14 protein-coding genes are annotated in these 19,501 nt (G+C 46.4%); 2 read left to right on the top strand and 12 right to left on the bottom strand.

The annotated features are described in order from the left end of the window. Window positions 1-45: 45 nt before the first annotated feature. The 8 genes from BLHYD_RS15315 to BLHYD_RS15350 all read right to left on the bottom strand — a co-directional run bounded on the left by BLHYD_RS15315 (window position 46) and on the right by BLHYD_RS15350 (window position 11,906). Window positions 46-2,337 (bottom strand): InlB B-repeat-containing protein, encoded by a 2,292-nt coding sequence (locus BLHYD_RS15315; RefSeq protein ID WP_005952397.1) that lies wholly within the window; start codon window positions 2,335-2,337, stop codon window positions 46-48. A 177-nt stretch (window positions 2,338-2,514) separates the two neighbouring features. Then, window positions 2,515-4,971, bottom strand: coding sequence for a cysteine peptidase family C39 domain-containing protein (locus tag BLHYD_RS15320; RefSeq protein WP_005952398.1), 2,457 nt, complete (start codon window positions 4,969-4,971; stop codon window positions 2,515-2,517). Continuing rightward, entirely contained in the window at window positions 4,968-6,128 is a 1,161-nt protein-coding gene (locus BLHYD_RS15325) for a class I SAM-dependent methyltransferase (protein ID WP_005952399.1), read from the bottom strand. Before BLHYD_RS15325 ends, BLHYD_RS15320 begins: the two co-directional genes overlap by 4 nt. A gap of 37 nt (window positions 6,129-6,165) precedes the next feature. Next, complete coding sequence (locus tag BLHYD_RS15330) at window positions 6,166-6,525, bottom strand: hypothetical protein (RefSeq protein ID WP_005952400.1); 360 nt, start codon at window positions 6,523-6,525, stop codon at window positions 6,166-6,168. Window positions 6,526-6,680: 155 nt separating this feature from the next. After that, the gene (locus BLHYD_RS15335; protein WP_005952401.1) at window positions 6,681-8,057 is read right to left on the bottom strand and encodes a UDP-N-acetylmuramoyl-tripeptide--D-alanyl-D-alanine ligase; all 1,377 of its coding nucleotides are present in this window, start codon (window positions 8,055-8,057) and stop codon (window positions 6,681-6,683) included. A gap of 52 nt (window positions 8,058-8,109) precedes the next feature. Continuing rightward, complete coding sequence (locus tag BLHYD_RS15340; protein ID WP_005952402.1) at window positions 8,110-9,144, bottom strand: D-alanine--D-alanine ligase family protein; 1,035 nt, start codon at window positions 9,142-9,144, stop codon at window positions 8,110-8,112. Between the two features lie 54 nt (window positions 9,145-9,198). Then, window positions 9,199-10,593, bottom strand: a complete 1,395-nt coding sequence (locus BLHYD_RS15345) for a L,D-transpeptidase family protein (protein ID WP_005952403.1) — start codon at window positions 10,591-10,593, stop codon at window positions 9,199-9,201. Between the two features lie 26 nt (window positions 10,594-10,619). Continuing rightward, window positions 10,620-11,906, bottom strand: a complete 1,287-nt coding sequence (locus BLHYD_RS15350) for an aspartate aminotransferase type Ic (RefSeq protein WP_005952404.1) — start codon at window positions 11,904-11,906, stop codon at window positions 10,620-10,622. A 298-nt stretch (window positions 11,907-12,204) separates the two neighbouring features. On the opposite strand from BLHYD_RS15350, the gene BLHYD_RS15355 reads away from it, so the two are divergent. After that, window positions 12,205-13,365 carry a D-alanyl-D-alanine carboxypeptidase family protein gene (locus BLHYD_RS15355; protein ID WP_155799602.1) on the top strand — a complete coding sequence of 387 codons (1,161 nt, stop codon included), beginning with the start codon at window positions 12,205-12,207 and terminating at the stop codon, window positions 13,363-13,365. Window positions 13,366-13,428: 63 nt separating this feature from the next. Then, window positions 13,429-14,289 (top strand): class I SAM-dependent methyltransferase, encoded by an 861-nt coding sequence (locus BLHYD_RS15360; RefSeq protein WP_021845307.1) that lies wholly within the window; start codon window positions 13,429-13,431, stop codon window positions 14,287-14,289. On the opposite strand, the gene BLHYD_RS15365 is transcribed toward BLHYD_RS15360, so the two are convergent. The 4 genes from BLHYD_RS15365 to metG all read right to left on the bottom strand — a co-directional run bounded on the left by BLHYD_RS15365 (window position 14,245) and on the right by metG (window position 19,157). After that, window positions 14,245-14,715, bottom strand: coding sequence for a threonine/serine exporter family protein (locus BLHYD_RS15365; RefSeq protein ID WP_021845308.1), 471 nt, complete (start codon window positions 14,713-14,715; stop codon window positions 14,245-14,247). The two genes, BLHYD_RS15360 and BLHYD_RS15365, sit on opposite strands and share 45 nt — an antisense overlap. 14 nt (window positions 14,716-14,729) lie before the next feature. After that, window positions 14,730-15,485 carry a threonine/serine exporter family protein gene (locus tag BLHYD_RS15370; RefSeq protein ID WP_005952408.1) on the bottom strand — a complete coding sequence of 252 codons (756 nt, stop codon included), beginning with the start codon at window positions 15,483-15,485 and terminating at the stop codon, window positions 14,730-14,732. A gap of 20 nt (window positions 15,486-15,505) precedes the next feature. Further along, the gene (locus tag BLHYD_RS15375) at window positions 15,506-16,663 is read right to left on the bottom strand and encodes a M20 family metallopeptidase (protein ID WP_021845310.1); all 1,158 of its coding nucleotides are present in this window, start codon (window positions 16,661-16,663) and stop codon (window positions 15,506-15,508) included. A gap of 541 nt (window positions 16,664-17,204) precedes the next feature. Next, window positions 17,205-19,157, bottom strand: coding sequence for a methionine--tRNA ligase (gene metG, locus BLHYD_RS15380; protein ID WP_021845311.1), 1,953 nt, complete (start codon window positions 19,155-19,157; stop codon window positions 17,205-17,207). Between the last annotated feature and the right edge of the window lie 344 nt (window positions 19,158-19,501).

The raw sequence follows: 19,501 nt of genomic DNA on the forward strand, positions 1-19,501 counted from the left end.
TTTCATATAGTCACTACCGGCCGAAATTTCAGTCTCGCTCCCCAGTTACCTGTCTATCGTCTCAATCGCCTTATTATAGATCTTCAGATATGTGGAATCTCCATAATGAAGACCGTCATAAGTAATGAAGCCAGTATTGATTAGGTAAGTATATGTATCGATATAAGAATAATAATTCGAAATATTTTCCCTAAGCTTCCAGTTAAACAGCCTCACCGAATACGGAGATCTGGGTGACCAAGCCGTACCATAGTTCGGACTCGCCGCTTCTTTGTCATTGGTAGGGTTGATGCTCATAAAGTACATATCGCAACCCTGCGCCTTAAGCTCCTTTGCCACAGAAGTCATAACCGACGTATACTCCGCGACTCGCTGCCCCACATCGTCCAAACCATCAATCAGATTATTGATTCCGAAATTCCAGATCACCGCTTTTTTTCCATGCATTTCAGAAATAGTCTTATAAAAGTTTTCCCCAGACTTATAATTTTCCTCAAACCATGGAAGTCCGATCCCGGATTTACACAAAAACGTCACATTTTCAGGAACTCCACCGTAGGTATTCTCCAGAGCTAGCTGGGTTCCATAAGTGCGGGAATCTCCCAGAAAGATCACCTGATCGTACTTCTCGCTGACTTCCACGGACATCTTCGCATTCTCACTCTCAATCTGACTCTTTTTTTTGCAGACCGCATACAATTTCATGGAGCTCTTCAAATTTGTGTACTTCTGGCCCATCTCATATTCTGGATTGCCTGTCTGGTTTTTCTTCGTGGACCATCCGAGGAACGTATAGCCTTGGGGACTGAAAGCTGTGGGCATCACCGCGCTCTTTCCTGCATTCTCCATTCGTATGCTGGTATACTCAGAACTTCCATTATAAGTATAAAAACGCAGTGTGGAGCCGGATTTCTTATAATAACTGTATAATTTCATATTACCACTTACATAAATACGCTGTTTCTCATCCAGCACGGACCCTTTTCCACCTTTGTATTTCGTCCACCCCACTGCACGGTATCCGACCACAGCCGGCAAATCCGGAAGCGTGATATAAGTCCCTTTTTTGACTTTCTCTTTCAAAGTCGAATACGTTTTCGCCCCTGTCGAGTTATAAAACTGAATCGTGCAATAGGTAATCTTACGGTACACCGCGTACAGTTTCGTATCCTTGCTAACCTTCAGGTGATCTCCTGACTCATAGACTGCTTTCGTTCCCTTTTTCTTCGTAGTCCATCCAAGTCTCTCATAGCCGCTTTTGGCTGGCAACGAAGGCAACACAATCGTTTTTCCCTCCTGGATCTTCTTTGCCAGTTTGTTCAGACTTGAACTGGTGCTGCCATCATTATTATAAAATTTTACACTATACGTTTTTGTCTTATGATTTACCTGATAGAGTGTTCGAGTTCCACAAACCGTATAGGTACTCCCTTCCTTATTCGTCACCTTCTTGCTGTACTTCTTATTCGTCCATCCATCCGAAGTATAACCGCTGTACACAGGCAGATTCGGCAGTTTGATCTTTTCCTGCCAGACTCCCTGAATTTTCAGCTTTTTCAATCTCGCCGTGGTCTTTCCCGTATTCGTCAGGAAAGTAATTGTATACAATTTCTGATGTACTGAATAGAGCACCATGTCTTCTGTGACCGTCAGTTCCGAGCCTGCCCTATATTTCGCGGATTTGGCATTCTTAGAAGAAGACCATCCCATCGCCCGCATATTGCTCTTCGCGTCCGGAGTTGGCAATGTGATCTGCGTTCCCTCCTCCACTGTGGTCTCAAATTCCGGATAAATATCTTTTCCATCCTGGTCAAAAAATTGTACAGTCACTTCTTTTGTCTCAGGCTCCTCAGGTTTTTCCGGTTCCTCTGGCTTCACTGTCGAAGACTGCTCACAGACCGCATACAAGTCCATATTCTTTGTGACTTCAATCTCCTCGCCCGCCTCATACTCGGCCTCAGTATCTTTGATATAGCTGCTCCAGCCAAGAGCGGTCTGCCCCTCTTCCACCGGCACTTCAGGCAGCTGCACTCTCTCGCCTTCTTCCGCTTCCAACTCAAGGTCTAAATATTTCTGTGAACCTTCCATGTCATAGAACGACAACGTATAGCGGACTGCCATCTCATCCTCGTCAGCCGTTTCAGACTCATCGACCAATTCATTCCCTGTCTGTATCTCAGTCTCAGAATTATCCGTCTCAGAATTCAGAGTTTCATTCTCCCCTTCAAAGGATGTCGCTCCTACCGGGGCCACAGAAGTCATCAGCAAAGTCAATACCAAGAACCAGCTGAAAACTCTGCATTTCACTGTTTTCCCATTTCTCTTCGTCACCTTCATTGAATTCTCCCCATAACAATCTTTACATTTCTATTACACATTTATTTCATTATATAAAAAAATACTGGGAAGTTCAATATTCAAAATAACTAGAAAAACCTATATTTTTTCAAATATTTCGCAGCAGTTCCGCTGCCTGGTTCCAAAGCTGTCTCTAATAGAACTTCCCAGCATTTCTCATTCTTTTATATTTTCCACATAACTAAAGAAGACATTTCCTTCTTTCGCAAAAAGCTCCGTACTGTCATTTATTCCATATGGCTTCATCTCCTTCGTTACTGGGTCGTAGAGATAAGTATTATATTGGTCGTATCCTACAATCACCACACTGGTGTCCTCTCCAGTCCTTGCCACAATCGGCCTTTGGGCACTGACTTCGTACAGTACGCTGTCCAAGCTACAACCGGACAGGTCCATCACTTGTCCTTTCTCGCCTAGATTCTCTTGCAGTTCATCCTGGTCCAGTATCCCTCGTTGAAAAGCATCCGGGACATCTGCGAGATTCAGCTGAATCTTTGTCTTCTTATTTCCGCGCTCCCATACGTACTGCTGTGCCCGATTCAAGACGACTCCACTGTTCTCGTCCGCGGCCTGAATCGCCCGGGCAGGCTCCAGATAACTTCCCATCAAGCTTCCCCTCGCATATACATAGTAAACTTCGCTGCGCGGTCTCGTCGGCTCTAGATCAATCTGATTTTCTTCTCCCATCTCCATCTTGGAATAGACTACCAGAGGGTCCTTGTTATTGATGGGCTCTTCAAAAGCGAGACGAATCTGAATTCCCTGCCTGCTGCTGGTGAGCAGTTCTACTTCCACTTTCTTGGCGGACACTTTTTTATTGTTCATCACATTGTCCTTGCGGACCGGCTGATAGCTGTTCCCGGACTTCCTTGAGATTTCCAGAGTCATCAAAGTGGGGCTTATGTCTACATTCGTCAGATACTCTCCCGACTCCTGATACTCTTTTTTCACCGTGCCGTCAAATCCTTCTATGCGAATGCTGTCCATGGCAAATGTCCTGTTCCCATTCTGATCAGGATTCAGATTTCCCTCCGATGCCAGTCCATAAATCAAATCCTCATTCATAAATCCCAGCACACGGATTCTCTGTCCTTTTTCGGCCTTGATCGTCCGAGACTTCTGCTCATCAAAGTCCATCTCGACCACGGTCTTCGAGTCATACAGGCTCATCTCCTCTGCCCAAGCAGCGCAAGCCCCAGTCTCAGACGCTGCAAAACAGTCTTCTTGTATGCTCTCCTGTAAAATCTCGTAGGAACATTCTGCCAGGTCCACCTGATAAAGATTTCCACCAGACAGCATAAAGAGCTGATTGTTCTTATTCATATAACACAGTTTGTCCAATCCCTGTTCCAGAAAATCATAGGACTCCGTGCTAGGGATAAACGCTTTCTCCGTCACCATATTCTGATCGCTGTTGTAATGACACACGCTGATTCCCATACAGCCCTCATGAACTCCCCGGTTCATATAGCCATAGAGAATAAAATCCACATTTCCTGACTTGCTCACCCGCAAAATTTTTATATTGTGGTCAGAACGGCTGTCACGAAAATCGCTCTCCGAAATTCCTCTGCGGAAGGAAAAAATACGTTCTATTTTGTTGGACTCAATTTGATATTCCCAGAGATCACCCTGTTGTACGAACGCCACAGATTTTCCAGTCTTATCACTGACATAAGACACCTTCCTGTCCGTCACACCCAACATAAGTCCTGTGTCCGACACCTGTATATGACTCCCACTGAATATCTGCTCCGCTGTCCTCTCAAAGTCCAGCAGACGTATTCTCTCCTCCGTATAGCGTAAGCGATAAAACTCCTTCACAAAGTAAAGCTCCTGGTACCCTTGCGCATCTTTTGCACTGATGAGATACTCCATGGAAATGCTTCCCGTCGTCTCGTTAATATCCTTAATGGTGGGAATTCCTTCCTGGTAAATCTCCGGACTTAAATCCCCCCAAGTGACCAGGTCTGCGGAAGAGTGGATATCCACCTGGTAGAAATTCTCCCCGCTGGAACTGCTGTCTGTCTCCAAATAGTTCCCTAAATCATCGGAAAACCCTTTATCCAGACATTTTTTAGCAAAATTTTCCACAAATGCCACGTATTCTTTCGTGTTAAGCCCTGATCTTTGCACAATTCTCGTGTAGAAATACACAGGTCCTTCTTCTGTCTCCAAGGTAATCTGCAAGGAATATTCCTGAGTCATCCTCAAATCTTTTTCCAGCTCAATATCCGCCCACAGATATCCTTCCTCCTTAGCAAGACTACTCAGTTTCTTATTCTCGATCACCTTGCTGCCATCTGTCGTGCGGACTTCATAGGACAAGCTCTCAACCCTTGTCTCATAAGGATTTACGACAACAGTCAGTTTCTTGGAAGCGTCCAACGGCGTGATGCTGTCCCGCATAAAATCTCCCTGCATTTTCTGATAATATCCGCACATCCGATTCGTCAAAACATCATCCACCGAAATCATCACTTCCGGCAAAACCGGATTGTTCATCTCCGAACGGTTGTCCGTCATTTTATTGTTCATCAGAAGCGAAGTACCAATCACTCCCAAGATAAAAACCCCTAGCAAAATACCCGCACGCTTTAGAAACCTCTTCACTGATCATCCACCTCCTGCTCTTCTAAAAGTCTCGCAAGAGTCGGATTCAGATGGAGTTCCTCTATACACCTTCTGGTTTTTTCAAGGTTTTTCTTCTTTCCGGTATAGACTCCTCGAATCAGCAGATTTTTCGGTGTATGTTCCATATCCACAAATTCCAAAATCTGAGTCTCATAGCCAACACCTTCTAAGAGCTGAGCCCGAAGCCCATCGGTAATCAAAGCCGCCATCCTCTCTTTCAAAATCCCGTAGGAGAGAACCGGCGAGAGCATCTCATTTCTGATCTGCCCATTTAACTCATGCTGGCAACACGGCACTGACAGTATCACCTTAGCCCCCCAGTACACAGCCTTGGCCAGAGCATAGTCCGTGGCCGTGTCGCAAGCATGAAGCGTCACCACCATGTCCACTTGTCTGACTCCCTCGTAGGAGGCAATATCTCCCGTATAGAACTTCAGTTTCTCATACCCATAGCTTTGGGCCAGCTCATTGCAGTGCTGAATCACATCCTCCTTTAAATCCAGGCCGATGATTCTCACATCGAAATGTCGCAGCTGTCGGAGATAGTAATACATCGCAAATGTTAGATAAGATTTACCACAGCCAAAGTCTAAAATCGTAAGCTCTCTGCCCCGGTCAAGTCTAGGCAGAATGTCCTCGATGAACTCCAAAAACCGATTGATCTGACGGAACTTATCGTATTTAGTCGATACAATTTTTCCCTGCGGTGTCATAACCCCGAGGTCCACTAAGAATGGGACCGCTGTCCCTTCCGCCAGCAAATACTTTTTTCTACGGTTGTGTTCCAGCGCCGCCTGTTCCTTTTTGCAGGCATGTCGTTTCACTTTCGTGGTGAGGTGTCCTTTTTTGCTCACCAAAACCAGGCCGTCTTCATACTGCCCTTCCCACTGTAGCTGCATAAATCTCTCTTCCATCAATTCCCCGATATATTCGATCAGCTCCTGTCTCTCATAGTTGGTATGCAGCACCTTGGGGCCAACAGTCTCTGTGGCCTGGTAGATAAACTTGTCCTTAAGCAGAATAGGACGAATCTTCACTTTGGAAGGTCCGTCTTTGATTCTGCTCTTGCTGATTACCATTTGAATCAGCCCTTTTCCCATATTCTTATCAATAAAATCTTTGATTTCTTTTTTCATGGTTCTATTGTAATGGTTTTCTTTTAAAATCACAACCCTAAAAATACCTGTGACACCGATGCCTTCGGCATCTCCTCCTGGATATCTCCTGGTACAAAAGCACTTGAATCAGCTCATCTAGGTATCCCCGGTGTCTCTCCTGAACCTGTGTCACATCCTTCTTAATCTGATCGCAGATATGGTACAACATATATTTATCCGGATACTCATCGTACAGCATACTGCCTTCGTAGTCCATCCGCTCACACTCCTCCTCCACTCTCTTTTGAATCTGCTGGACTGTCTGCGGATAATAAGACTTCATCATCTGAAATTCTTTCTCCTGTATACGCTCCCCGTCGTAAAGAGCCGGATTCGCATAGGCCACATAGAAGGGAAAAAATTTATCATAATACATAGACGAATTGTACTCCTCATTCAGAATGGTCTGTTACAGTATATGCGCATCTTTTCAGAGTGTGCATCTTAGCAGGACGTTTTTATTGCATAGGAAACTTCGTTTCCTATGCAATAAAAACGCCCCGGCTCCGACGCCAGGGCACTTCATTATCCTTACTTTTTATACTGTTCTAATCGCTGCACGAGCCTCTCATAGTGCATAAAATGCGAAGCCTTTACCAGAATTGTGTCTCCGTCCCTCAGATAGCTGAACAGGTTCCTTTCTAGTTTTTTCGAATCCACCTCATAGATAACCTCCAGATTCGGGTTCGCCGCTTTCGCTGCCTCTGACATATATCTGCTCAAAGACCCGGTACAGATCAGGAGGTCCAAGCCGCACCTTCCCGCGTGGTCTCCCACCTCTGCGTGCAGTTCCTTCTCCTGTTCTCCCAGTTCCCCCATATCTCCCAGAATAGCCACCTTTCGCCCCAGGGCATCCTTCAGGACATCCAGAGACGCCTTCATGGAGACTGGATTCGCGTTATAGCAGTCATCCACAATCAAAAAGTGGTCCGTCTCGATCATGCGAAACCGTCCGCTGATAGGCTCTAAGCTCTCTATTCCACGTCTGATCTGCTCCGGAGTCAAGCCATGCACCATCCCCACAGCCGCAGCAGCCAGTGCGTTATAGACCATGTGCTGGCCAGGCATCGGTATCTCCACTGCAAACTCCGCCTCCGGCAGATGTATCCGACAGCTCATCCCTTTTAACCCACGGCTTTGAATCTGGTCTGCATAGACTGGAAATGCAGGATTCATCCCAAAGAAAATCGGTTCTTTGCCCTGAACTTGGCGAATCGTGGCCAGTTTGTCGTCATCTCCATTCAGAATCGCTCGTCCGCCTTCTTTCAGATAACGGAAGACCTCCGTCTTTGCCTTCAGCACACCATCTCTGTCTCCTAAAAACTCTAGGTGACACTGACCGATGTTCGTAATCACACAGGTATCTGGTCGAGCGATATCCGCCAGCCGGCTCATCTCCCCAAAATCACTGATTCCCATCTCTAAAACAGCGATCTCATGGTAATCCCTCAGCCGGAATACCGTCAGCGGAAGCCCAAGCTCATTGTTAAAATTCCCCTGGGTCTTCAAGATATGATACTTCTCCTTCAAGACAGAGGCAATCACCTCTTTCGTGCTGGTCTTCCCCACACTCCCAGTGATTCCCACCACCGGAATTTTAAGCTGTTCCAGATAAAACTTCGCAATATCCTTTACAGCCTGCAAGGAGGACGCCACCTGAATATACGGAAACCGCGCTTCTGGCAGTTCCTTCTGTGAGAGCGTCGCCAGCGCTCCCGCCTCCATCACATTGGGGATAAAACTGTGGCCGTCCACACGCTCTCCCACAATGGGAACGAACAGGCAACCCGGAGCCGCCTGCCTACTGTCGCTGGTAATCGCCGTCACCTCCGTCCAGCGGCTTTTCTCGTCTCCTCTGTAGATTCCATTACAAACATTTGCTATATTTTCCAAGGTCAGGTTTTTCATCGTCTGCACTTCTTTCTCTTTTATTTATATCACTGGCTGAACCATTGCTCGTTCACTCATATTTTTTCAGAGAGACCTCGATCAGATGCTCACATAGGGTCGGATAATCCATCCCCAATGCCGCTGCCTCCTGGGGAATCAGACTCGTAGGTGTCATACCCGGCAGAGTGTTTGCTTCCAGACAGTACATATTTCCCGCCTCATCCATCATGAAATCCAATCGTCCATAGGCTTGTAGCGCCAGCGCTTTATATCCTCTTACTGCGTACTCCTGCATCTTCCGCGTTTTTTCCTCATCTAGAGGCGCCGGACAGGTCTCGATCGTCGCTCCTGCCTGATATTTATTCTTATAGTCATAAAAGCCGCTCACCGGCTCGATCAGCACAATCGGATAGGCTTCCCCATCCACTACGGCCACCGTGTATTCCTTTCCCTGGATATACTCTTCGATCACCACTTCCTCCTCATAAGAAAATGCCTCATCCAGAGCTTTCACATAGGCCTCCTGGTCCTGTACAATATATACTCCTATACTGGACCCTCCGCAGCAGGTCTTCACCACCACTGGGAAATCCATTCCATGCACAGACAGATCATTCCTGCGGTTCTTGACCGTCATAGTCACACCTTTGGGAGTCGGCACCTGATACATCTGAAAGAGAGCCTTCGTAATGCCTTTATCCATAGCCATCGCACTACCTGTATGTCCCGTCCCCGTATATTTGATTTTCATCAGATCGAAGGCTGCCTGCACCTTTCCATTCTCACCATTTTCGCCGTGGAGAGCTAAAAATACAATGTCCGCCGCCTTGCAAAGTGCCACTACATTAGGGCCAAAAAAGTCCCTTCTCTGCTTTTCTAACTCCTGGATTCTTTCATTGAAGCTTTTGATATACTCCGCCGCTGCTTCCACATCGTAGTCTCCCTCAAACGCGGCTTCCAGTTTTACAGATTCCAAACCGGCAAACACATCCACCAAAATTGCCTGGTGACCTTTCTGTCTAAGTGCTTTGCACACTCCGGTTCCTGAGACGATGGAGACGTCTCGCTCTGTACTGGTTCCCCCTGCTAAAACTACAATCTTCATATCGCTGCTAATCCTTTCCTGATCTCTCAATCTTTTCTTCTCCCGGATATGGCCTTAGTAGACGACCACGGGAGCGCCGATTTCAATATTGTTATAGATGATCTCCGCCTGATCGTAGGGAGTGTTGATACACCCATGGGACCCCTCCGTCAGATAGAGATCTCCGCCGAATTCTTCCCGCCAATCAGCATCATGAATCCCCACATTGCCATTGATCGGCAGCCAAAAAGTCACATCACTGGCATAATCCTCACCGGTCAAGACTGCCGGAGATTTCTTCGCATCCACCGCATAGACCCCTGCCGGCGTATCCCAGCCTTTGCTGTGATTCCCTGTGACCACCGGTGTATCCACGATCAGCTGTCCGTCCTTATACATCCACATTCTCTGATCTTTCAAGCTGATCTCCACATAGGTATCTCCGATATCATTCGTCGACCGGTCCCAACCTTTGAAGGCATAGACCGGCTCCCTCACCTGGGTCTCACCAGACTTAATCGCCTTTATCAGAGCCTTTGTCTCTTTATCTTGGTCGATCGCCCAGCCGTAATCTCCGCCCTTGACCCGAATGGTCTCTCCGAGAGCTGTGACAAATTCCCTCGTACACCCGAAGGTATCATAGTCGTAGCCCAGCTGATTGACATATTCTGCCACCTTAGCCTCATCTAAGGTATAATTTCCCTTCTTATCCAGTACTAGCCAATTTTTGATTACGTCCTTGTCCACCGTCTCTGTGCGGTCTGCAAAATCATAGGTAATTACCACATCTGTCAACTTGTTCATCTGTTTCTGATGTTTCTTCAGCGTCTTGTCGTCCTGATACACGGCCGGTTCCATATAGCAGCCTGCTTCTTCCAGATTCAATTCCTGCTCTTGATTCTCCACAGCCTTCTGTACCGCCTCATAAGTCCGCTCCTCATCCAGCTGATTACCCAGCACCTCTGGCACTATCTCAAACCCAGCATCCGTCTCCTGAATCGACGCGTCCTGCGGCGCAGTTATATTTTCCTCCTGAAAACAGTTCAGAGATTTCAGTTTTTTCTGAAGCTTCTCCTGGTCATAGGTGACACCAGTATCCAGCTGGTACGATTTACCCTTGGGTAAAGACAAGACCCAGGCAGCGGTGTTCTGTTTTTTCAATATCTTGCCAATACTGTCATCCGACTCATAGGTCAGTCCGATCTCCTCAGCCTCTAGCTTCTCTCTGCCCTCATCTCTCTCGTTAATCGCCAGCGTATAGACAGACACCTCTTCTCTCATATATTCCTGCGTCTGCTTTTCAGTCTTGAAAGAACAGTCGACACCGTTAATCTTGGAACCAGGAAGAAAATGTGTCTTAAAAAAGAAGATTCCACCCACATATACAGCAAGAGCCAAAACAACAAAAACCACGATCAGGCCAATCAGTACCTTTCTACCCGTACTCATTTTCACTTTCTCTTTTGTCATTGTTACCTCCCAAGGGTCCGGTCAGCTCAAATCTCACCCAGCAATTTCTCTACGCTCACTAATTTCACACTCAGCACAAAAATCTCCGCGGCCAAAGCCAGTTCCTGTGCGGAGGGAAGCGTAGGCGCGATGCGGATGTTGGAATCCTTGGGGTCTTTCCCATATGGGAATGTAGCTCCTGCTCCTGTCATAACTACACCTGCTTCTTTCGTCTTCGCCACAATCGCCTTCGCGCAACCTTCCATGGAATCGAAGGAGATAAAATATCCTCCCTTGGGCTTCGTCCACTGCCCAATGTCCAAACCACTCAACTCTCTGTCCAAAGTGTTCAACACTGCCTCAAATTTCGGACGTATCAAAGCCGCATGTTTCATCATATGCTCCTCAATGCCCTCGACATCCTTAAAAAATCTTACGTGGCGGAGCTGATTGATTTTATCATGGCCTATTGTCTGTGTAGTGATATATTTCTTCACTTCTTCCAGGTTGGCCTTGGAAGCTGCCAATACCGACACTCCTGCTCCTGGAAAACTTACCTTCGATGTAGAAGCGAATTCAAGTACTAGATCTGGATTGCCTGCTTTCTCACACTCGGTGATAATATCTAACAAAGAGTCCTGGTCTTCCTCATACAGATGGTGTACACAGTAAGCGTTGTCCCAGAAAATCCTAAAATCCTTGGCTGCCGGTTTCAGGTTTGCAAAACGTCTCACTGTCTCGTCTGAGTAGGTATATCCCTGAGGATTGGAATATTTTGGCACACACCAGATACCTTTGATCGCCTCATCCTTGCTCACTAGTTCTTCTACCACATCCATATCCGGTCCGTCAGGCAGCATTGGAACAGTAATCATCTCGATACCGAAAAACTCTGTCACTTTAAAATGCCTGTCGTAGCCTGGAGACGGGCAGAGAAATTTCACTTTATCCAGCTTACACCACGGAGTACTTCCCAGAACTCCCTTCAACATACATCGGGACACTGTGTCAAACATGATATTCAAACTGGAATTTCCGAAGACAATCACATGCTCGGAATCTGTATCTATCATGGAACTCAACAGTCTCTTAGCCTCTGGAATTCCGTCCAGAACACCATAGTTTCTACAGTCCATGCCATTTTCACACTTCATGTCACTGCCCGCGTTCACCAAATCTAACATAGGCATCGACAAATCCAGCTGATCTTTGCCCGGTTTTCCTCTAGACATATCCAGGGAAAGTCCCTTTGCTTTTACCTCGTCAAACTGCTGAGTCAGTTCTTTTTTAAGTTCCAGAAGCTTTTCTCTGTCTAACTGACGATATGCCTTCATATTTTTTCCTCCTCATTCTATTTATGTACTCTCGTGAATCTGAACATTGAGAATGCATATTTTCTTCGCTGCAATCTAAGTGATATTTTTCATTGTACTATATTATTTCTACGAACGTCAACCGCTACAGCATGTGAAATATAGAAAGCCCAAAGCTCTCCAAGCGCATTGTTTTCAGTCAATTCCCTGTGCTAGAGCGCATCTCCATGCATATTTTCTATTGATTTTTAGGCCTAGACATCATACAATGAGTAGATGATGATTTCATGAATTTATAACACAGTAAAGGAGTTTACCAATGAGCCAATATAGAAACAGACGACAAGCTTCTTCAGGTTCTCCGCAAAATTCCAGAAACAATGCTCGTCTTCAGGCGCAAAGAAGACGCCGCCGCAGAAAGAAACGTCAGCTTCGAATCCTCTATACCTTATGTATCCTCATACTGGTGGCCATCGCAGGACTTGTGTTCTGGAAAACACGTGACGGAAGCTCAAAAAATATTCCAGAAAATCCCGCAGATCTTCAGTCAGAGAATAATGGTTCAGATATTCAAAAAGCCACACCCTCCCCTACCCCGACACCTGTGCCTGTGACTTTGTCCATCACCGGAGACGATTTATACAGCCATTACGCTGTCTTAATCCGAAGAAGTACCGGTGAAAAAATCTTTGATCTCAGAAGTGAAGAAAAGATGTTCCCAGCTTCTATGACTAAGATGATGACCGCTCTAGTAGCTTACGAGCAGCTCTCAGATTTGCAGACGAAAATCACACTGAATCCAGATATGTTTGACAAACTGACCGAAGAAGGCGCTTCCATGGCTGGTTTCTCAGCTGGCGAAGAAGTTACTGCCTTAGATCTGCTTTATGGTGTGCTCCTACCTTCTGGAGCGGAATGCTGCATCGGCTTAGCTGAATACATAGCTGGAGACGAAGAATCCTTTGTGGAATTAATGAATCAAAAAGCCACCGAGCTGGGGATGAATCACACACATTTTTGTAATCCCACCGGACTTCACGATGAGAATCACTATACAACTGTGTCAGATATGGCCATACTTCTGGAAGCTCTGCTGGAAAAAGAGGAACTGCGTCAGATCATATCCACAACCAGCCACACCAGTACCCCCACAAACCTGCACCCCGAGGGACTCACCTATCCCAGTTCTATGTTCGAAGACATGCCGGCAGACGCCCTGGCAAGCGGACTGATACTCGGTGGAAAAACTGGCTATACACAGGAAGCAGGGCAATGCTTGGCAAGTTTTGGAAAAGCAGACGGTGAGGAATACATTCTAGTGACTGGAAAAACGCCCGGAAATCCAGAAACCGAACCCTACCATATCATTGACGCTTATCGCTGTTATTCTAGCATTACAGTCGGAGACAGTCCCACTCCCGCGGCAGAAGAGGACACCTTATCGTCTCCCACACCGTCCCCGGAAAGCGCTGCCTTTTAGATCACGGTGCTCAGTTACTTACAGCAAACGTCTTTTAACAAACAGCAGAAAGGTAATATAATTATGTGGATTGCAGATAATTGGAAAGATTACGAGATTCTGGATACCTCGAAAGGAGAAAAATTAGAGCGCTGGGGAGACTATCTTTTAGTCCGTCCAGACCCCCAAGTGATCTGGAATACACCAAAAGTTCATCCCGGTTGGAAAAAGAAAAATGGCCATTACCACCGCAGCAAAAAAGGCGGAGGGGAGTGGGAATTTTTTCATCTCCCTGAACAGTGGTCCATTCACTATAAAGACCTAACATTTCATCTGAAACCTTTTAGTTTTAAACATACTGGCCTGTTTCCAGAACAGGCCGCGAATTGGGACTGGTTCTCAGACAAAATCCAAAATGCAGGCAGACCCGTCAAAGTGCTCAATCTGTTCGCGTACACAGGAGGCGCCACTCTCGCCGCCGCAAAAGCCGGCGCCAGCGTCACCCACGTTGACGCCTCCAAGGGCATGGTCACTTGGGCAAAAGAAAACGCAGCCGCCTCAGGCCTGAAGGATGCACCCATCCGCTGGCTGGTAGACGACTGTGTAAAATTTGTGCAGCGCGAGATACGCCGCGGCAACCACTATGACGCTATTATCATGGACCCGCCCTCCTATGGCCGTGGCCCAAAAGGTGAAATCTGGAAAATAGAGGAGTCTATTCACCCCTTTATCCAGCTGTGTGTCAGTCTGCTGAGTGACCATCCCTTATTCTTTCTGGTCAACTCCTACACCACGGGACTTGCTCCAGCAGTCCTGACTTATATGCTCTGCACGGAGCTAAAGAAATTCTCCGGTTGCGTGGAGTCTCAGGAAATCGGCCTCCCAGTCACTAGCACCGGGTTAGTGCTGCCCTGCGGAGCATCTGGTCGCTGGGAAGCCAGATAATCCGCGCCTGATCAGTGAGAAGACCGCCGTCACACAGAGAACACCTCCCGCGATTCCTAACGTAAACAATAACGTTGAGAGCCCCTGATCTGCAAACACCTTCCATTCCTGTCTCAATGCAGCTTCCATTGTGTGATACAGGGGCCCTCCCGGAATCATCGGAATCATCGCCGCAACCAAAAATACTGTGACTGGCGTCTTCTGTCTTCTCGCCATACACTCTGCATAGATCTGAAGAATTGCAGCAGCCCCAAAGCAGCAGACATAATCACTGTCAAAGATCAAATGTAGCCTGTCATAAGCTGCCCATACCAGCAAGCCTCCTAGAGACACCCAGAACAATTTTTTTCCTCTCAGATTAAACAATATAGAAAAACCCAGAGCTCCTGCCCACGCAGCCAGCACCTGTACCATCGGATTTACCATTCCACCATCCTCCTTTAAAACCATAAATTAGAGAGTGCAAATCCCATAGCCATGACCATCGTGGTCAGTGAAGATTCCACAAATCCTACTAAACCCGTCACAATATCTTTGGAAAACATATCTCTCATCGAATTTACAAAAACCACTCCGGGTATAAACAAAATAATATTGCCCAGGCTGATCATGTCCACTTGATTTCCCACTTGAGCCATCACTGCCAGATTCGCAAGCAACCCTCCCAAACAGGAACACAGTAGTATCGTCACAAAAGAATTTGTCTTCTGCCGAACTAAAAATTCTTCTGTGCACTTTAGTACAATTCCAATCAATGCTGAGACCAAAAGATCCCTTACAGTTCCTCCAAAAAAAGCTGCAAAAGCTCCTGAAATCAAAGCGCTGGCAAAAAGCTGAACACCAAACGAATACCCTTTTCCCTGACATATCCCGTCGAATTCTTTCCGAATATCCTCGGCGGGCAGTCTCCGTTCACAAATTTTACGCGATAGGCAGTTCAATCGGTCCAGCCTATCCAAATCAATATGCAACCCAGAAATTCTCTTAGTCTGCGTCAGGACTTCCCTGTCCTCCAATTCTACGGTAGTTATAATCGCATTATTCATCGAAAGCACGTCCACCTTTTTTGCCCCATATGCATAGCAAATTCTCGATATCGTGTCTTCCACACGTCCGACTTCCGCCCCACTTATGAGCATCTTCTCTCCGATGGACATCGCAAAATATAAGTATTCTTCTATCTCTTCTCTAACCATCTGTCCTCTATCACCAAAACTTATCCCTTTCTTCTAAATTCTTCCCAAGCCGCCTCCACCAAAGCAGAGTCTTCCAAAAAACGTAGCCCAGTCAAGGCCAAAATTCTTGCCCCTTTTACCATTCGCTCCATTCCATATGGAAGCATGCTATTCTTTGCAAACGCAATGTTGTGAGCCATACAAGGTTTTTCAAAAATCCGATACTGCGGTTCTAGAGTCGGAAGCTCCCAACTCACATTCCCCACGTCACTAGAGCCCCCATCCTCTGGAATGTCCTCACAGTCACCCAATTCAGCCATAACTGCTTTTACCACGTCTCTTAATACACCGTTATGCTTCATTCCTTTACAGACCGGTTCAAACCAATCATAACTCAACTCACACCCTGTAGCCGTCGCCGCTCCCTTTGCACACAAAATCACTTTTTGTACCACTTCGTCAAAATAGGTCTGCTCTTCAGAACGAATCTCCAATCTCAGTGTACCCTGGTCCGGAATTACATTCGCGGCTGACCCACCCTTCAAAACAATGCCGTGGATTCTCGTTCCATCTTTTAACTGTTGCCTCAAAGTACTAACTCCGACATAAAACAGTACCACCGCATCCAGTGCATTGATTCCATCAAACGGTGCAGAACCAGCATGCGCCGCTTTCCCCGTAAAATGAAAATCTATACCACCGATTCCAATTAGTTTCGGACACAGAGTCGTAACTGACGCAGGATGCAGCATCAATGCCAGATCGTATCCGCAAAACGCGCCCCGTTCTGTCAGAAACACCTTTCCTTCTCCTGTCTCCTCTGCCGGTGTTCCAAACACCGCAACCTCGCCTCCCAATGTGTCCAATACTTCTGCCAGACCCACAGCCGCACCACAAGACATCGCCGCAATCATATGATGCCCGCACGCATGCCCGATCTCCGGCAACGCGTCGTATTCCGCGAGAAACGCCAGTCTTGGTCCTTTCCCCGATCTCTTGATCGCCTTAAACGCAGTCTCCATCCCCAGATAATTCTCTTCCACTTGAAACCCCTGTTTCCGCAGGTAAGCTACAATATATGCACAGCCTTTCCTCTCCGTCATCGCAGTCTCAGGATTCTCATAGAGATATCTCGCCATAGCTTTCAGGTCATCTGAAATGCTGTCAATCTCACAATTAATCTTCTGCTTTCTCTCCATAAAAACCTCCTCTCGCATCCCATTTGATCTATAGCATCCCACCTCTCATTATTTTCATTTTAGAACGTCGTTCCAAAATTGCACTAAAAACCAAAAGAGGCAATCTTAAAGAAAACTGCCAATGCACATGAATTCCGAAAAAACTATATATTATAGAAAATTTCAATATGAATATCCTAAATTCACTGTATAATTCAGAATATCATCCTGCATTCAAAAAAACAACTAGGCATAATCACCAAAATTTCAGACTTACTTTTGAGCATTATGCAATCAAAAATCCTTTTCTATTTAAAATAAAGTGGGCGAGCCCACTTCAACTTCCCCTTCCCCTCAATCTTTGTGGGGCGCATCCCACTTTGCGCGCCGCTGCAACACCACTTTGCGGTGAACTGCCTTATTGTAACTTGCGTATCCTTAGCGGAATATTTGTGTAATAGGAAAAAACTTTTACACATTAGTGTAACAAGGTCTTTACTATTGCAAAAAAAGAGCCGTCTGTTTTTTGACAGCTCTTTTTCATATCCCTGCTTTTTATACTTTAACAAATCTCTGCTCCTGCCGGCATCTCTTTCTCAGGAGTAACTAGAGACAGGTTTCCGTTCTCGTCTTCCGCGCAGAGAATCATTCCCTCTGAGAGAATCCCTGCCAGCTTCGCTGGCTTTAAGTTCACCAGAACCATAACTTTCTTCCCAATCATTTCCTGGGCACTGTAGTTTGATTTGATTCCAGATACAATCTGTCTCACCTGACTCCCGATCTTCACTTTGGAACAGAGAAGCTTTCTCGATTTTTTCACTTCCTCACAGGCAATAATCTCCCCCACCTGGAACTGAAGCTTTTCGAAATCTTCAAAAGTCACCTCTGATTTTGCTTCTATATCAATGACTTTCTCATTGCTTTTTTCTTCTTCCTGAACCGGCGGATGAAGCTCCTCCACCTTCTTCAGCACTTCTTTCACATCCAATCGAGCAAAGAGAATTTCTGGTTTGTCCGTTACCTTATTTCCGGAAGGATAAAGCCCAAAATTCTTCAGATCATCCATGGAACGCTCTTTCGCATTCAACTGCCCTAAGATTCTGCCAGTCGTATCCGGCATAAATGACTGAAGCAATGTCGCTCCTATACAGATACCCTCCACGAGATTGTAGAGTACCGTAGCCAGACGGTCCTGTTTGCTCTCGTCTTTTGCTAGAGCCCATGGCATGGTCTCGTCAATATATTTATTACAGCGCTTAAACAGACTGAAAACTTCCGTCATAGCATCCGCGACTCTTAGTTCGTCCATCTTCGCAACCACTTTTTTGGGAACTTCCAAGACAAACGCTTTCAGCGCCTCATCCACTGGTTCTGCCACACCTTTGTCCGCCACGACACCGCCAAAATATTTGTTGGACATGGAAATCGTACGATTCACCAAATTTCCCAGGGTATTCGCAAGCTCAGAATTCAGTCTCTCCACCATCAGCTCCCAGGTGATCACACCGTCATTCTCAAACGGCATCTCATGGAGTACAAAATAACGGACAGCATCTACACCAAAGAAATCAACTAATTCATCCGCATAGATCACATTGCCCTTAGACTTGCTCATCTTTCCGTCTCCTTGCAGCAACCATGGATGTCCAAACACTTGTTTCGGCAACGGAAGTCCCAAAGCCATCAGGAAAATCGGCCAATAAATCGTGTGGAAACGGATAATGTCCTTTCCAATCAGATGCAGATCAGCCGGCCAATCCTTTTTGAACTGCTCGGTACTCTCCCCATCACAGTCGTATCCAATTCCCGTGATGTAGTTCGTCAGGGCATCCAGCCACACATAGACCACGTGGTCAGGGTCGAAATCCACTGGAATTCCCCACTTAAATGAAGTCCTGGACACACACAAATCCTGAAGTCCCGGCAGCAGGAAATTATTCATCATCTCATTTTTCCGAGACACGGGCTGAATAAATTCTGGATGCGTATTTATATGCTCAATCAGCCGATCCGCATATTTACTCATGCGGAAGAAATACGCTTCTTCCTTCGCAGGTGTCACCGGACGTCCGCAGTCTGGACACTTACCATCCACCAGCTGAGACTCTGTGAAAAATGATTCACACGGTGTACAGTACATCCCCTCATAGTGGCCCTTATAAATGTCACCCTGTTCGTACAGTTTCTTAAAAATTTTCTGTACCTGTCTCTCATGGTAATCGTCTGTTGTACGGATAAACTTATCATAGGAAGTATTCATGAGGTCCCAGATGGATTTGATCTGTGAAGCGACCCCGTCCACGAATTTCTGCGGCGTGACTCCCGCCTCCTGAGCCTTCATCTCTATCTTCTGTCCATGCTCGTCGGTTCCTGTCTGAAAGAATACATCGTATCCCTCCTGACGTTTAAAACGAGCAATCGCGTCTGCCAGCACTGCCTCGTAGGTATTTCCAATGTGGGGTTTCCCCGAAGTATAGGCAATCGCCGTGGTAATATAATACTTTTCTTTTGCCATAATTACCGTCTCCTTCTCTTCATTTTCCATAAATTTTTACACAGAGAAAGAAAAGCAGCCTTCCCGGCCGCCCAAATCTCTCATATAAAGTGGGCAAGCCCACTTCAACTCCCCATCCCTAGCGGAGCATTTTTATTATTAAGAAAAGATTAGCATAGTTTCCCGCTTTTGTAAATACCTGAAGCCCAGCTTCCTAGAGCCAAGGGCTCTGATGTAAAACCGGGCTTCACAGAACAAAGTGGGCAAGCCCACTTCAGTTCCCCTATCTCCTCAATCTTGAGCGGCGCGTCCCACTTTGCACGCCGCAGAAGTACCGCAAAACGGTGAAATTCCTTATTGCGGCG

Origin of the sequence: Blautia hydrogenotrophica DSM 10507 (assembly GCF_034356035.1) — a bacterium.
Classification (GTDB): domain Bacteria; phylum Bacillota; class Clostridia; order Lachnospirales; family Lachnospiraceae; genus Blautia_A; species Blautia_A hydrogenotrophica.